The organism is Pseudomonas sp. BN414, assembly GCF_029871275.1.
Taxonomy (GTDB): Bacteria; Pseudomonadota; Gammaproteobacteria; order Pseudomonadales; family Pseudomonadaceae; genus Metapseudomonas; species Metapseudomonas resinovorans_C.
In genome coordinates this window covers 116595-132084 of the sequence record NZ_SSOL01000073.1, presented here as the reverse complement: position 1 = coordinate 132084, position 15490 = coordinate 116595, and the positions used below count along the sequence as shown (strand labels likewise).

Below are 15490 nucleotides of genomic sequence, written 5' to 3'. Positions count from 1 at the left end.
CGGAAGCTCTTGATATCCCATGGGATATCACCGCTCCCCCAGCGCCGTAGGCCTTGCGCCGGCGGGCTGCGCCCGTATCGATTTCACATTCCTTGTCTACTATCAATGCCATTTCCAAAACCTATTGGCTGGGTCGGCGCCTGGATTCCAAGCTGAATAGACTGGTTGGCTGATGACAAAAGAGAGAGGAGATAAGCATGTCCAGTGAAGCAAAGTGCCCGTTCGCAGGGAAAAATGTGAGTGCGGGTGTTATGCCATCGAATGCGCAGTGGTGGCCCAACCAACTGAATCTCAAGATCCTTCATCAACACTCGCCTGCTTCCAATCCACAGGCGGCTGATTTCAACTATGCCGAAGCATTCAAGACCCTCGACCTCGACGCCGTCATCAAGGACCTGCATGCCCTGATGACCGACTCGCAGGAATGGTGGCCGGCTGACTATGGCCATTACGGCCCGCTGTTCATCCGCATGGCCTGGCACGCTGCCGGTACCTACCGCATCGCGGATGGCCGTGGCGGTGCGGGGACCGGTAACCAGCGTTTCGCGCCGCTCAACAGCTGGCCGGACAACGGTAACCTCGACAAGGCGCGCCGCCTGTTGTGGCCGATCAAGCAGAAGTACGGCAACAAGCTGTCCTGGGGCGACCTCCTGGTGCTGACCGGCAACGTCGCGCTGGAATCCATGGGCTTCAAGACCTTCGGCTTTGGCGGCGGCCGCGTGGATATCTGGGAACCGGAAGAAGACGTCTACTGGGGCGCCGAGAAGGAATGGCTGGCCACCAGCGACAAACCCAACAGCCGCTATAGCGGAGACCGTCAACTCGAGAACCCGCTGGCTGCCGTGCAGATGGGCCTGATCTACGTGAACCCGCAAGGCCCGGATGGCAATCCCGACCCCGTCGCTTCGGGGCGTGACGTCCGCGAGACCTTTGCCCGGATGGCCATGAACGACGAGGAAACCGTGGCCCTCACCGTCGGTGGCCATACCTTCGGCAAGTGCCATGGCGCCGGCGATGCAGCACAGGTAGGGGTTGAGCCCGAGGGCGGCGATATTGCCGACATGGGCTTCGGCTGGAAGAGCACCCACGGCAGCGGCATCGCGGGCGACGCCATCACCAGCGGTCTGGAAGGCGCGTGGACGCCGACGCCGACCAAATGGGACAACAGCTACCTGGAAACCCTCTACGGTTTCGAATGGGAACTGACCAAGAGCCCGGCTGGCGCCCATCAGTGGAAGCCCAAGGGGACGACGGGAGACGGCCTGGTGCCGGATGCCCACGACCCGTCCAAGCGCCACGCACCCATGATGACCACCGCCGACATGGCGATGCGCATGGACCCGGCCTACGAGAAGATCTCCCGTCGCTACAAGGACAACCCTGCGGAGCTGGCGGACGCCTTCGCCCGTGCCTGGTTCAAGCTGACCCACCGCGACATGGGCCCGCGCAGCCGTTATCTCGGCAAACTGGTGCCGAAGGAAGAACTGATCTGGCAAGACCCGGTTCCCGCCGTCGACCACCCGCTGGTGAATGACCAGGATGTAGCCGCCCTGAAAGCGAAGATCGCCGCGAGCGGACTGTCGGTTTCGCAACTGGTGAGTACCGCCTGGGCCGCCGCATCTTCCTTCCGTGGCAGCGACAAACGTGGCGGCGCCAACGGTGCGCGCCTGCGTCTGGCACCGCAAAACGCGTGGGAGGTGAACCAGCCGGCTGAAGTGGCCAAGGTGATTTCCGCCCTGGAAGGCATCCAGAAGGACTTCAACGCCTCCGGCAAGAAAGTCTCGCTCGCTGACCTGATCGTGCTGGCCGGCGGCGTGGGTGTCGAAACCGCAGCGAAGAAAGCCGGTGTGGATGTGGCCGTGCCGTTCGCGCCCGGCCGCACCGATGCTTCGCAAGAGCAGACCGATGTGGATTCCTTCGCACCCCTGGAGCCACTCGCCGATGGCTTCCGCAACTACGTGAAGAAGGGCTACGAGGATTCGGCGGCGGAAATGCTCGTGGACAAGGCCCAGCTGCTGAAACTGAGCGCGCCGGAAATGACGGCACTGCTGGGTGGCCTGCGTGTATTGGGCGCCAACTACGGCAAGTCCCAGCACGGCCTATTCACCACACGCCCGGAAACGCTGACTAACGACTTCTTCGTGAACCTGCTGGACATGCGGACCAAGTGGGAGCGGTCTGCGTCCGATCCGAATGTACTGGAAGGTCGCGACCGCAGCAGCGGCGCGCCTAAGTGGACCGCAACCGTAGTCGACCTGATCTTCGGTTCCAACGCCCAGCTCCGGGCCATCGCGGAGTACTACGGCAGTTCCGACTCGCCGCAGGCCTTCGTGCGCGACTTCGTAGCCGCCTGGACCAAGGTGATGAACGCGGACCGCTATGACCTGAAGTAAGGGTGAAAAGGCAGGTCCGGATGGGCCTGCCGCATTACTTGCCTGACCCACGCCGCCGACAGGACATTCCTGTCGGCGGCTTTCTTTTGGCCGAAGGGTGCTCAAGCGCTTCGGGCGGGCTCAAGCGCTTCGCGAGCAAGCTCGCTCCTACAGGTACAACTCCGCATTCTCAGTGGTTGGCGCAGAGCTCCGCCTGGTTTTGCACGGCAAGCCTGGGTTCTGCACGGACCGAATATGTAGGAGCGAGCTTGCTCGCGAAATGGGCGGGCTCAAGTGCTTCGCGAGCAAGCTCGCTCCTACAAATACAACTCCGGATGATCGGTCGTTGACACTCGATCAGTCGGGGCTAGCCTCAAGACGTGGGAAAAAATCCCACACCAAAATACAAACCGGCTTACAGGAGCATGCGAAATCTGAAATTGATTTCAAGCTTCGCATGCAAGAGTTGAGCGGGTTGGGCACTGGCTTTTCAGGATGCGGTAACCCATTTTCCAATGCTTGCGTTCGATAGGGAGATGACTACGCAACTCCGTTCGGAGGTTCATCATGCTGCTCAAGAAGTGTTTGCTGGCGCTGGCCATTGGCGGCGTTCTATCGGCTTCGACCGTTCTGGTCCCTGACTACATCGGCGGCTTCTCCAGTGTTTACGCAAAAGATGGAGGCAGCGGCGGAGGTGGCAGCGGTGGTGGTGGCGGAGGTAGCGGCGGCGGTGGCGGTAGTGGCGGCGGCAGCGGTGGCGGCGGCGGTGGGCATGGCGGTGGGCACGGCGGCGGCAGCGGAAGCGGCGGAGGACACGGCGGCGGCAGTGGTGGTGGGAGCGGTGGTGGCAGTGGAGGCGGCAGTGGAAGTGGCCACGGCGGTGATGGTGGTGGTGGCCACAGTGGGTCCGGTCACAGCGGCGACGGCGCCGCCAGTGGACACGGCGGCAATAGTGGACCGGGCAGTGCGCACAGCGGTCGCGGCAACGACGATGGTGCGGATCACGATGTCGGCGAAGCCCATGGCGTAGGCCATGGTGCCGATGACGGTGCGGACCATGACGTCGGTGAGGCACATGGCGTCGGACATGGCGCAGACGATGGTGCTGACCACGATGTCGGCGAAGCGCACGGTGTGGGACGGGGGGCGGACGACGGCCCCGATCACGATGTCGGCGAAGCACATGGCGTGGGCCAAGGCGCAGATGATGGGCCTGACCATGACGTCGGAGATGATCGGGGCGGAGTCTGAGCGGCCAGCCCGCGGCTGCACGGGACCCGGAGTGGCACCGGTGCCCGTGTGACCCGCCTGGCCATATAGGCGGTGCGATTGCCTGAAGGAACGGGGGCACAGTCAGCACCGTCGATAACAGCGGGTGACGTTCAGGGCAGGCTGCCGGGAACGTCTACCCGCGCAACATATGAGTATTGCTATCGACAGGAGCACCTTGAATGCAGTTGCCCGCTTTCCCGCCCTCGTTGTTGCCGGCGCTCCAGCACGTCATGCGGCCGCTGGTGAGGCTGATGCTGAGGAAAGGGGTCACCTACAACTGCTTCGCCGAGCTGCTCAAGGAAATCTTCGTCAACGTGGCCGAGCGTGAATTTCGGCTGGACGACAAACCGCCTACCGACAGCCGCATCAGCCTGCTCACGGGCGTCCATCGCAAGGACGTCAAGCGCTTGCGCAGTGGGGCGGCCGACGAGAAAAACCCTCTCCCGGAAAACATCTCCCTGGGCGCGCACCTGGTCAGCGTCTGGCTGAACAATGCACCGTTCTGCAAGCAACCCGGACGCCCGTTGCCTTTACCGCGCCTCGCCAGCAGCGGCAGGGAATGCTCCTTCGATGGGCTGGTGGCCACGGTCAGCAAGGACATCCGTGCCCGCGTGGTGCTGGACGAGTGGCAGCGCCTGGGCATTGTGCGGATCGACGAGCAGGATTGTGTGCACCTGGAGACCATGGCCTTCATTCCCCAGCGCGGATTCGACGAGAAGGCAGCGTATTTCCGCCACAACCTGCATGACCATGCGTGCGCGGCCGTGCACAACCTTACGGAGGAGGGCGAGCCCTTCTTCGAACGCAGCGTCCACTACGACAGCCTTTCGCCGTCTGCGGTCGAGCAGTTGCGCCAGGCGGTCAGCGCCGAAGGCATGCAGGTGCTGATCGGTTTCAACCAACTGGCCGCGGAACTGGAGGAGCGCGACGTGCCAAAACCGGAGGCGCGGCAACGCATCACTATCGGCCTTTATTTCTACACTGAAGGCAGTCCAGCCGACGCCTCCCGGCCTGAAGCAGCCCGCAAGCCATGAACATCGCCTCACGTTTCCTCTGCGCCCTGGCCCTGCTTGGCGGGACGCTGCTTTCCCTACCTGCAAGCGCCGCTCCGGTTTGCCTTGATCCGGGTGGCATGGGCGGCACCGGTGCGGTGGCTACCGGGGGCATAGGCGGTACCGGGGCGCCTGTCGCGCCTGCGGATCACGGAGGAATAGGCGGCACCGGTGCACCCGCTGACGAGGGTGGCATTGGGGGTACCGGCATCGTGGGCACCATCACCGGATTCGGCTCGATCTGCGTCAACGGCGTGGAAGTCCACTACGACAGCAAGGTGCCGCTCAGCGAAAACGGCGTGCCAGCCAGTACCGGGCAACTGGCCATCGGCCAAGTCGTGGCCGTCGAAGCCCACGCATCGGCAAGAGGACTGGTGGCACGGAACATCGCCATCCTCCATGCCTACGAAGGCCCGGTTACGGCGGTCGCCTCGGCGAACGCGCCGCTGCGAGTGATGGGGCAGCCCGTTCGCATTGCCGGCGACGCCCGCGTGACATCAGGGCTGCGCGTTGGGGATGCGGTGCGCGTCAGCGGTCTGCGCAACGCCACGGGTGAAGTCGTCGCCAGCCGGATCGACCGGGCACCGAAGCTCGCCCAGGCCAGCGCCATCGGCGCCATCGAGCGGCCAGGCGAACTCCAGGGGCTCGCCCTGACCAACAAGCGGCTGGCTCCCAACGTAGAGGTGCTGGTACGAGGCAACTGGAACGGCCGGCAACTGGATGTCGTCCAGAGCCGGGTCGATCCGGGCCTGCCGTTCGAGGGACGCGTACGCAATGTGGTCGTGGAAGGGCTGGTGCATAGGCAGCACGGCGATCGCGTCGAGTTGGGCGGATTCACCGTGCAACTGGGACATGGCACTGCATTCAGCGGTGGGCGGTCGACGGAGCTGGCGGTCGACCAACGCGTACGCGTTGCCGGGGTGATCGGGGCAGGGCGGAGCATCAAGGCCGAGCGGATCGAATTCGTCCGCGATAACCCCGCCGGCTCCATTCGGCAGGGCTCGGACCACAGTGGATCGGGTTCCGGTGAGACGGAGTCGGAGTCGGAACATCATGGAAGTGGGAATTCCGGCAGTGGCAGCCATGATTCGGTGGAGCGGGTGAGGACTGAATCCAGCGGACGCGACGACGCCGGCGAGACGCGAGAACGGATAGAGCGGGAGGTAGAGTCCGCATCCGGAGAGCTGGAACGCCGGGAACGAATAGAAACCCGAGAGTCCGCTGACCGTGTGGAAACCCGCGAACGCATCGAGATTTTCGAGAATGGCGTGCGCGTCGAGCGAATCGAACGGATCGAGAAGATCGAGCGGTCGGATCGTCCCGATAAGCCGGATCGCGTGGAAAAGATCGAGCGTGTGGAGCGCGTCGAGAAGCCGGAAAAGGTCGAGAAGCCTGAAAAGGTAGAGAAAGTAGAGCGGGTCGAGAAGGTCGAGCGTCCGGAGACGGTGGAACGCCCGGAAGAGGTGGAGCGGGTGGACCGGTCCGGCCCCCACTAGTCGCTGCGGCCGGAGCGTAATCCGGCGCGCCAGCTACTCTGGAGGAAACCCCGACCGAGCGGGGCGCCACCGTTCCTGGAGCGCAACGAGGTAAGCATGCCCGCCACGCGCGTTATTTCTCCAATCCTGTTGGCTTTCCTGGCGGCACCGGCCCTTGCGGATGAATTCACGCTGACTTCCGGGCTTGATTACTCACGAGGGAAGTACGGGACGCCGACCGTCAGCGAAACCTGGTACGTCCCGGTAGTCGGCAAATATGAAACCGGGCCGATGATCTACAAGCTGACCATTCCTTATCTGCGCATCACCAATCCTGCCGTGGGGCCGGACGGCGAACCCTTGGCGGGCGACGACTGCGGCAGCGACGAAAGCGGCCTTGGCGACACGGTGGGCAGCGCCGACTACGCACTGCTGGACGGCAGTGACGGGGGCAGCCTGCTGGTGGACCTGATAGGCAAAGTGAAGCTGCCGACAGCCGATGAGGATCACTGCCTCGGTACCGGCGAGACCGACTTTTCGGCCCAGGTGGACCTGACGCAGGGCTTCGGTGCATTCAGTGGCTTCGCCACCCTAGGTTGGAAGAAGTTCGGCGATCCGTCCGACACCGACTTCCGCGACCCGATTTTCGCCTCGCTGGGCCTGGTTACGCGCGTGGCACCGGCGACTTCCGTCGGCGCCGCGTATGACTGGCGACAGAAAGTGACCTCCGATGGCGACGAAATCCAGGAATTCACCCTGTTCCTGACACAAAGACTCGACGCCGAATGGAAGGTCCAGGTGTACGCACTGGCAGGCTTTTCCGATGCGAGTCCGGACGCCGGTGGCGGTGTGATGCTGAGCCACAGGTTCTGACGGGATGAAAATAACTGCTGAGCGTGATTCATTTTCGTATTTCTTTTGAAAGTCCTTCTCCATCCAGCCGCTGTTTGCGCCTGCACATCCCCGTCACACTCCGCGCCCATACCGTCACCGAAAACCGGAGTGCAACCATGAATCCCGCTTCCCTCGCCAGCCAGCGCTATACGACCAAGGCCTACGACCCGGCTCGGCGCATTGCCCAGCCGACTATCGACGAGCTGCTGGCGCTGCTCCGGCAGGCGCCCTCGTCGGTCAATTCCCAGCCCTGGCACTTCGTGGTCGCCGGCACTGACGAAGGCAAGGCCCGTCTCGCCAAAGGTACCCAAGGGCCTTTCGCCTACAACCAGCCCAAGGTCCTGGACGCGTCGCACGTGATCCTCATCTGCGCCCGTACGGACATGTCCGATGCCCATTTGGCGCAGGTTCTGGAGCAGGAGCAGGAAGACGGTCGCTTCCGTGACGAGGAAGCCCGTGCCGGACAACTGCGCACCCGGCAGACGTATGTGAATCTGCACCGCGAGCGTAAGGACCTGCAGCACTGGATGGAGAAACAGGCCTATCTCGCCCTGGGCACGCTGCTGCTCGGTGCCGCGGCTCTTGGCGTGGATGCCACGCCGATGGAGGGCTTCGATGCGCAATCGCTGGATGCCGAATTGGGCCTTCGCGAGCAGGGTTACACCAGCGTGGTCATGGTGGCCCTGGGGCACCGCAGCGAGACGGATTTCAACGCAGGCCTGCCCAAATCGCGCCTGCCTTCGGAACGCGTCATCACCACCCTCTGAGGCTAATGCGGGCTGTGGTAGGCCCGCTCGGAGTGGAGCCGTAGGTTGTGGCCGAGCTACGCGAAGCCCAACGATTGGCGGACCTGCGGCCCGCTTCGCGAATGAATTCGCCCCCACAGGGTTGGTGCCATGGCAGGGCGGTGCCGGCGCGAGTCACCCCTCGCCCTTGGGAGAGGGGTCGGGGGTGAGGGCTGTTGCGAGCCCGCTCGGATTTTGAAACCGTAGGTTGTGGCTGAGCTACGCGAAGCCCAACGATAGGCGGACCTGCGGCCCGCTTGGCGAATGAATNATTGGGAGAGGGGCCGGGGGTGAGGGCTGTTGCGAGCCTGCTCGGATTGTGAAACCGTAGGTTGTGGCTGAGCTATGCGAAGCCCAACGATAGGCGGACCTGCGGCCCGCTTGGCGAATGAATTCGCCCCTACAGGGTTGGTGCCATGGCAGGACATAGCTGGCGCGAGTCACCCCTCGCCCATTGGGAGAGGGGCCGGGGGTGAGGGCTGTTGCGAGCCCGCTCGGATTTTGAAACCGTAGGTTGTGGCTGAGCTATGCGAAGCCCAACGATTGGCGGACCTGCGGTTCGCTTCGCGAATGAATTCGCCCCTACAGGGTCGGTGTCATGGCAGACCGTCCATCCCGCACTTTTGCCACGAGTGAACTCAATCCACACGTACGCGGTCTGTCTGCTGTCGGCCCACTGGGTGGATTGCATGGCTTTTCGCTACCTGGGCGACTCGCTGCCTTCCGTTCCATCCTGATCGCTTACCGTTCCGGAACAATTTGCCTGGCCGGCTTTTTTCATGCCCGTTTGCCGGGTTTTGTCCCCATCGCCATGTGAAGATTGCCCATGACCCTGTCCCGTCGTTTCCACGCCCGTGTTTCCCCGCTCCAGTCCCGTGCCTTCGGCGCCCTCATGCTGGGTGGCCTGTTGATGTCCGGGGGATCGGCCCACGCCGAGGAACCCGCCGGCAACGAGCGCTGGGTGAGCGATAGTCTGACGACCTACGTTCGTAGCGGACCGACTGACGGATATCGCATCGTGGGTACGCTCTCTTCCGGGCAGAAAGTCGAGCTGCTCACGACCCAGGGCGACTACAGCCAGGTTCGCGGCCAGAACGGCAGCAGTGTGTGGATTCCCAGCCGTGACCTGCAGGAAGTGCCCGGCCAGGCCGAGCGACTGCCGCAGCTCGAGCAGAAAGTGACGGAGCTCAGTGCGCAGCTCGCCGGCATCGACGATTCGTGGAAATCCCGCGTTCAGGGCATGCAGGAGACGCTGGATGCACGCAAGAAGCTGATCGACGAGCTGCAGGCAGCGCGCTCGGCACTGGATGCCGAACTGACCCAGGCGCGCTCCGAACTGCGTGATGCGCAGGCACAGCTGGGCGACGAGAACAAGCAGGTGCTCATGCGCTACATGGTCTACGGCGGCAGCATCGCTGGCGCGGGACTGCTGGCCGGGTTGATCCTGCCGACTTTCCTGCGAGTGCGGCGCAAGCGTAACGATCAGTGGGTCTGATCGGCTGGCTCGCCGAGCAATCAGCGAGCCAGTCCCGATGAAGGGGCACTGCAGCGCGAGTGCCCCGGCTGGTGACCACTAGCCGGGGCGCTGCTTTGCCTGGGCTCAGTGCGGCCCGCGATGGCGGATGGTCTTCAGCAGGTCGTCCGGGGTGATCTGGCCCACGACATTGCTCTCCGCGCTGCCTGGTTGCGGCAGGTCGAGGATGTGGCCTTTCATCTTGCCCACCACGTGCATCTCACAGGGTTTGCAGTCGAACTTCAGGGTCAGCACTTCATCCCCGTGGACCAGTTGCATCGGCGCCACCTTGGTGCGCACGCCGGTCACGCCCTTGGCCTGTTTAGGGCACAGGTTGAACGAGAACCGCAGGCAGTGCTTGGTGATCATCACCGGGACTTCGCCAGCTTCCTCGTGCGCCTCGTAGGCTGCATCGATCAACTGCACGCCGTAGCGGTGGTAGAAGTCGCGAGCCTTCTGGTTGTAGACGTTGTAGAGGAACGACAGGTGCGCCTCCGGATACACCGGCGGGGGCACGCTGACGGCCTTGCGGCTGCCATGGGGGTGAGCAGTGACGCGGGCTGCGGTCAGCGCTTCGATCGCTTCGCGGCGCAGGGCCTTGAGCTGCGAAGCGGGGATGAAGTACGCCTGCGGCGCATCCAGCTCGATGTTCTGGGCGTGATAGCTGGTGGCTCCCAACTGGCCCAGCAGGTCATGCAACTGCTCCAGCGCCTGCTCGGGTTTGTTCGCCGCACCGAACGGACCGTCCAGCCTGACGCTGGCGGTCACGCCTTCTTCGCTGGTGGCGGTCAGCTCCAGGCCGTCTTCACGCAGGCTGGCTTTCCAGTTCACGCCAACCCGACGCTCCGCCGAAGTCTTCAGCAGCGCCTGTTGCCAGTTGTGGTCCAGGTTGCGGGACAGCGGGTGATTCGGGCGTAGCCGCGACAGGGCGGCGGGCATTTCGTTGGGCTCGACGCGGTAGCGCCAGCGCTTTTCACCTTCTTCCTCGAACTCGCCTTTCAACTCGGCGATGTTCGCGCGGAAGCCGACGACCTCGCGCTTGATCAGCACGTTGAGGCCGTCGCCGTTGGACAGCGGCTCATGGGTCACGGTAATCAGGTCGCGCTTGCCGACTTTCTCCACCTGGCCAACCAGCAGGCCGGTGAAGGTCGGCGTGTCGAAGGCGCCGATGTCGATCTTGCGCTCGGTGACGAAGTAGTCGGTGCTGCCACGGTGGAAGGTCTTGTCCGGGTCCGGCACGAAGAAGTGATCCGTGCGGCCGCTGGAGGCACGGGCGAGATCAGGGCGCTCGGCGAGGATGCCGTCCAGGCGCTGGCGGTAGTACGCGGTGATGTTCTTGACGTAGCTCGCATCCTTGTAGCGGCCTTCGATCTTGAAGGAGCGCACGCCGGCGTCCACCAGGGCGCTCAGGTTGGCGCTCTGGTTGTTGTCTTTCATCGACAGGAGGTGCTTCTCGAACGCCACTACGCGGCCCTGGTCATCCTTCAGGGTGTAGGGCAGGCGGCAAGCCTGGGAGCAGTCGCCCCGGTTGGCGCTGCGGCCGGTCTGGGCGTGGGAGATGTTGCACTGCCCGGAGAAGGCGACGCAGAGCGCGCCGTGGATGAAGAACTCGATGGCCGCATCGGTTTCATCGGCGATGGCACGGATCTGCTTGAGGTCCAGTTCGCGGGCGAGCACCAGTTGGGAGAAACCGGCCTGGTCGAGGAATTTTGCGCGCTCCAGGGTGCGGATGTCGGTCTGGGTGCTGGCGTGCAGCTCGATGGGCGGGATGTCCAGTTCGAGTACGCCCATGTCCTGCACGATCAGCGCGTCGACGCCGGCGTCGTAGAGCTCGTGGATAAGCTTGCGCGCCGGTTCCAGCTCGTCGTCGTGGAGGATGGTGTTGATGGTGACGAACACGCGCACATGGAAGTGGTGGGCGAACTCCACCAGTTTGGCGATATCCGCCACTTCGTTGCAGGCGTTGTGGCGGGCGCCGAAGCTGGGGCCGCCGATATACACGGCGTCGGCGCCATGCAGGATGGCCTCGCGGGCGATATTCACATCACGGGCGGGGCTGAGCAGTTCTAGTTGGTTTTTTGGCAAAGGCATGGCAATCACGTCCGGCACGGGGGCGGGTGGCGCATTGTAGCGGGCATGCGCCACCTGAGCATCCATGGGGTGCCGGATGGAGGTGCGGGAACTCTTGTCGCTGTCTTTCAGCGCATCGAAGCCGGCGGAATGGAGTAGGTGCCGACCACATGGGCCACCGGCTCCTCCAACCCTTCCGAAAAGAGCGAGACCTCGCCCACCGCCAGGGTCTTGCCGACCTTCATCAGGTGGCATTCGCCGATGATGCGTTTGCTCGCTTCGGGCTTGCGCAGGAAGTTGATGGTGAGGCTGGTGGTGACCGCCAGCGGAACGATGCCGATCTCACCCAGCAGGGCAACGTAGAGGGCCACGTCGGCGAGTGCCATCAGGGTGGGGCCGGAGACGGTACCGCCGGGCCGCAGGTCGGACTCATCGACCTCCTGCGACACGCGCGCGCTGCGCTCCCATACGGCGTCGACGACGACGCGGGTCTGGGGGAATTCCTCCTGGATGAATCGCGCTATCGCTTCCTTCTTGTCGCTCATGCCGAGCTCTCCTGGCTGCATTGTTGGCAGGACGCTGCCATAACCCAGACAATCCTGTCCATGTCGGAGGCGAATCGGCCCGCTGCAATACCATTCTCATGTTTGCCGGCTACGCTCCCCTCACCTTGCCGCGAAGAGTAGTCAGGATGTCATTCATCGATTCGGTAATCGCCCAGGTGCTGGGACTGGAAGTCGGACTTCACCACGCTTATGCACGACTCGCCTGCCGCACGGATGAAGAAGCGCTGCATGACCTGCGGATCAATCTGCGAAAACTGCGCAGCCTGCTGCGCCCGATGCGTCGCCTGGCGATACCGAAGGAGCTGGATGCGGCCGCTGCGGACGTCGGCCGGTTGACCACCCCGGTACGTGATCTGGAAGTGCTGGTCGTCGAGTTGCAGCGGCAAGGCTTCATGGATCAGGCCGAGCGTCGCCGGCACCTGCTGGACTCCCACTACGCGGTCATCGAGCGCAGCGCTACGTTGCAGCGCTTCATGGCGGTGCTGGACGCCTGGCCGGCACGGATGCGTGAGGCGGAGCGAAATGGCGAGCTCGACAATCTCCGCGAGCGCGTGCGGATTCGCCTGCAACGGCAACTGCAACACTTGCGTGAGTCCCTGGCCGACCCGGCATTCGATCGTCATGCCTTGCGCCTCCTGGTCAAACGCATGCGCTACGCCCACGAAACCTACCCGAGGCTATCGTCCATCGGGCAGGACGCCGTTTCGGCGCTGAAGGCCGTGCAGTCCGCACTGGGGGATTGGCACGACCATTTCCAGTGGTGCCTGCGGGCTGAACAGGATGCAGACCTGTTGGTGCTCAAGGATCGTTGGGAAATTGCCGGCGCTGCCGAGTTGAGTGCAGCCGAAGTCGAACTTTCCATCCTGGCCGAATGCCTGGAAGAAAAATCGACTTCGGTCGCGTAGGGCGCTCACCGTTTCAGATCGCTTCGACCGCCTCGGGCTTCGCAACGGCCTCGAACATGTCCACGCCGATGGCGCGAGCTGCGTCCAGGTAAGGCGCGACGTCGCTGGACTCCGACTCGAAGTACAAGGAAGAGGACAGTACCGTCGCGCCGCAGTAATCGAAGATGCCGTGGTCGATCTGCGCCTTGATGGCTTTGTCATAGCCGTGGCGTTCGAAAGTACCTGCATCGACACCCGCCACACCGATCAGATGGACCTTGAGGTGACGCAGCTTCTTCCTGAGGCCACCTTCCTGGCTGTACTCGAATGCCCAGCCGTTGGCGAAGACCCGATCGATCCAGCCCTTGAGCATCCCGGGCATCGACCACCAGTAGACGGGGAAGGTGAGCACCAGGGCATCGGCGCGGTCGATCCGTGCCTGCTCGGCGGCGACGTCGGCCGGGGGTGCCACCTGGTGGCGGTGGACGACATGGTCGGCGAAGCTGAACCTCGGATCGAAGCCCTCTGCGGCAAGGTTGGCGATTTCCGCGTCATGGCCGGAAAGCTTCAATCCTTCGGCAACCTGTGCGGCCAGGCTGTGGGTGAGCGAGCGGGGATCATGGTGGGCGACGACAATCAGGGCGTGCATGGCAGGGCTTCCTGTGACTGGATTGCGGATGGACCTGGCGCCGGATATCCTGTGCGCCAAGTTACTTTTAGTAAGTTACGGTTGGTAACTTACGTTTGGTAGGTTAGCCATGTCAACACTCGATGAAGAGGCGCGCCCGCGCCGTCGTTTATCCCGGGAAGAGCGGCAACGGCAGTTGCTGGATGTCGCTTGGCAAATGGTCCGCGAGGAGGGCACGGATGTGCTGTCGCTGGGCCGGTTGGCCGAGCAGGCGGGCGTTACCAAGCCCGTGGTCTATGACCATTTCAAGACCCGCGCGGGGTTGCTTGCAGCGCTGTACGTGGACTTCGACACCCGCCAGACGGTATTGATGGATGCCGCCCTGGAAGCCAGCGAGCCGACCCTGGAGGGCAGGGCGGGGGTGATCGCCGCTTCCTATGTCCAGTGCGTGCTGTCGCAGGGGCGGGAGATACCGGGTGTGATTGCGTCCCTGGATGCTTCGCCCGAACTGACCTCCATCAAGTGCGAGTACGAGTCCGCATTCCTGGCGAAGTGTCGGACTGCGCTGGCGCCCTTCGCGGGGAAGGACGGCGTGACCCCAGCCGGGCTGCGCGTCATGTTGGGCGCAGCGGAGGCGCTGTCCCATGCAGCAGTCACCGGAGAGATCACGCCGGAGGAGGCGCGGGACGAACTCCGTGCAACCATCGTGGCGATGGTCGAACGCAACGCCCGGCGCAATTGAGCCTGGGCGTCACCGAGCCCGAAACCAGTCCTCCTGGCGTGCCAGAACCGCGCTCGCGGGCTCGCCCACCAGTTCGGCATAGAGCGCTGGCGCGGTGGCTCCTTCAGTGCTGATCAGCAGGACGCGTGAGTGGCGGTCGAGGCCGAGTTCAGCGGCCTGGGGCGTGCCCATCAGTTGCCTGAGCCCGGCAAGCCCCGCTACTGCGGACTCGCCAGCCACCAGCGGCAGGTCCCGTCCGCTGCCCTTGGCCAGCAGACGCATCGCAACCACCGCCTCGGCGTCTTCGACTGTCATGAAATAGTCGATGCAGCCTTCCAGGAACTGCCAGGCCAAGGGTGAGGTTTCGCCGCACGCCAGGCCGGCCATGACCGAGTCCACGGTGCCGCTGGCCCGGGTCGCCTGTCCGGCCAGGGCGCTCTGGTAGAGGCAGTCGGCCTGCCTCGGTTCGACGACGATCATCGTGGGCCGCTCGGCGCCGTAACGTTCCCAGAGGTAGCTGGCAATACCAGCCGCCAGGCCGCCAACGCCGCCCTGCAGGAAGACGTGACTGAAAGGGCATTCGGCGGTTGTCGGCTCCAGTGCTTCCAGTGCCTCCGCGGCAATGATTCCGTAGCCCTGCATCACGTCACGGGGAATTTCGGTGTAGCCCTCGTAGGAGGTGTCGGACACCACAGTCCAGCCGTTTGCCACTGCGAGCCTGGCGGCTTCGTGCACCGAGTCGTCGTAGTTGCCGTCAATGCGGATGATGCGTGCGCCGTACGCCGCGATGGCCTGCTCGCGTTCGCGGCTGACGTGGGCGTGGAGGACGATCACGCACTGGCAACCGACGCTTTGCGCCGCGGCCGCGAGGGCTCGGCCATGGTTCCCGTCGGTGGCGCTGATCACCGTGAAGTCGGCCAGAGCCGCTGCATGCGTGCCTGCGAGCAAGGCGCGGGGCTCCAAGGCCAACTCGGGGAAACGCGAAAGGATGAGGCGCACCAGCGCGATGGGCGCGCCCAGCACCTTGAAGCTGCCCAGCGCCGAGCGCACGGCCTCGTCCTTGAGCAACACCTGGCCGACGCCCAGGTCATCGGCAAGGTCAGGCAATTGCCACAGCGGCGTGATTGCGCACTCGAAGCGGCTCCAACTGGACAGCCAGGCGCGGCTCTCGGCGGCCCGGGCGACGCTCATGATGGCGCGCAAGTCGTCTGGATAAGGGCGGCGAATCGCATTGGGGTTGGCGGTCAGCATCGTGAAC

The 15490-nt window shown here is 64.0% G+C and carries 13 protein-coding genes; 9 read left to right on the top strand and 4 right to left on the bottom strand.

Going from position 1 to position 15490, the window contains the following annotated elements:
* The first annotated feature begins 197 nt into the window (after positions 1–197).
* The 7 genes from katG (at position 198) to E8E95_RS20560 (ending at position 9345) form a co-directional block, all read left to right on the top strand.
* Positions 198–2393, top strand: coding sequence for a catalase/peroxidase HPI (katG, locus tag E8E95_RS20590; protein ID WP_280353488.1), 2196 nt, complete (start codon positions 198–200; stop codon positions 2391–2393).
* Between the two features lie 546 nt (positions 2394–2939).
* A complete protein-coding gene (locus E8E95_RS20585; RefSeq protein WP_280353486.1) occupies positions 2940–3623 on the top strand; it encodes a hypothetical protein in 684 nt (227 codons plus the stop codon).
* 200 nt (positions 3624–3823) lie between these two features.
* Positions 3824–4678, top strand: coding sequence for a DUF6502 family protein (locus E8E95_RS20580; RefSeq protein ID WP_280353483.1), 855 nt, complete (start codon positions 3824–3826; stop codon positions 4676–4678).
* A complete protein-coding gene (locus tag E8E95_RS20575) occupies positions 4675–6192 on the top strand; it encodes a DUF5666 domain-containing protein (RefSeq protein WP_280353480.1) in 1518 nt (505 codons plus the stop codon). Before E8E95_RS20580 ends, E8E95_RS20575 begins: the two co-directional genes overlap by 4 nt.
* 96 nt (positions 6193–6288) lie before the next feature.
* Positions 6289–7044, top strand: coding sequence for a hypothetical protein (locus E8E95_RS20570; RefSeq protein ID WP_280353478.1), 756 nt, complete (start codon positions 6289–6291; stop codon positions 7042–7044).
* A 137-nt stretch (positions 7045–7181) separates the two neighbouring features.
* Positions 7182–7832: an oxygen-insensitive NAD(P)H nitroreductase gene (nfsB, locus tag E8E95_RS20565; RefSeq protein ID WP_280353475.1), complete on the top strand. Its 651-nt coding sequence runs from the start codon at positions 7182–7184 to the stop codon at positions 7830–7832.
* Between the two features lie 844 nt (positions 7833–8676).
* On the top strand, positions 8677–9345 hold the full coding sequence (locus E8E95_RS20560; protein ID WP_280353472.1) for a TIGR04211 family SH3 domain-containing protein: 669 nt from the start codon (positions 8677–8679) through the stop codon (positions 9343–9345).
* 105 nt (positions 9346–9450) lie between these two features.
* Here E8E95_RS20560 and E8E95_RS20555 read toward each other — a convergent pair whose 3' ends face one another.
* Positions 9451–11454, bottom strand: a complete 2004-nt coding sequence (locus E8E95_RS20555) for a U32 family peptidase (RefSeq protein ID WP_280353469.1) — start codon at positions 11452–11454, stop codon at positions 9451–9453.
* A gap of 107 nt (positions 11455–11561) precedes the next feature.
* Positions 11562–11978 (bottom strand): PaaI family thioesterase, encoded by a 417-nt coding sequence (locus E8E95_RS20550; RefSeq protein ID WP_280353467.1) that lies wholly within the window; start codon positions 11976–11978, stop codon positions 11562–11564.
* A 146-nt stretch (positions 11979–12124) separates the two neighbouring features.
* On the opposite strand from E8E95_RS20550, the gene E8E95_RS20545 reads away from it, so the two are divergent.
* Positions 12125–12904, top strand: coding sequence for a CHAD domain-containing protein (locus E8E95_RS20545; RefSeq protein ID WP_280353464.1), 780 nt, complete (start codon positions 12125–12127; stop codon positions 12902–12904).
* Positions 12905–12917: 13 nt separating this feature from the next.
* On the opposite strand, the gene E8E95_RS20540 is transcribed toward E8E95_RS20545, so the two are convergent.
* Entirely contained in the window at positions 12918–13532 is a 615-nt protein-coding gene (locus E8E95_RS20540; protein ID WP_280353461.1) for an NAD(P)H-dependent oxidoreductase, read from the bottom strand.
* Positions 13533–13641: 109 nt separating this feature from the next.
* Between E8E95_RS20540 and E8E95_RS20535 the strand changes: the two genes are divergently transcribed.
* On the top strand, positions 13642–14253 hold the full coding sequence (locus E8E95_RS20535; RefSeq protein ID WP_280353459.1) for a TetR/AcrR family transcriptional regulator: 612 nt from the start codon (positions 13642–13644) through the stop codon (positions 14251–14253).
* A gap of 9 nt (positions 14254–14262) precedes the next feature.
* Here the strand turns inward: E8E95_RS20535 and E8E95_RS20530 are convergent, their stop codons facing one another.
* On the bottom strand, positions 14263–15483 hold the full coding sequence (locus tag E8E95_RS20530; protein ID WP_280353457.1) for a diaminopropionate ammonia-lyase: 1221 nt from the start codon (positions 15481–15483) through the stop codon (positions 14263–14265).
* Positions 15484–15490: the final 7 nt, after the last annotated feature.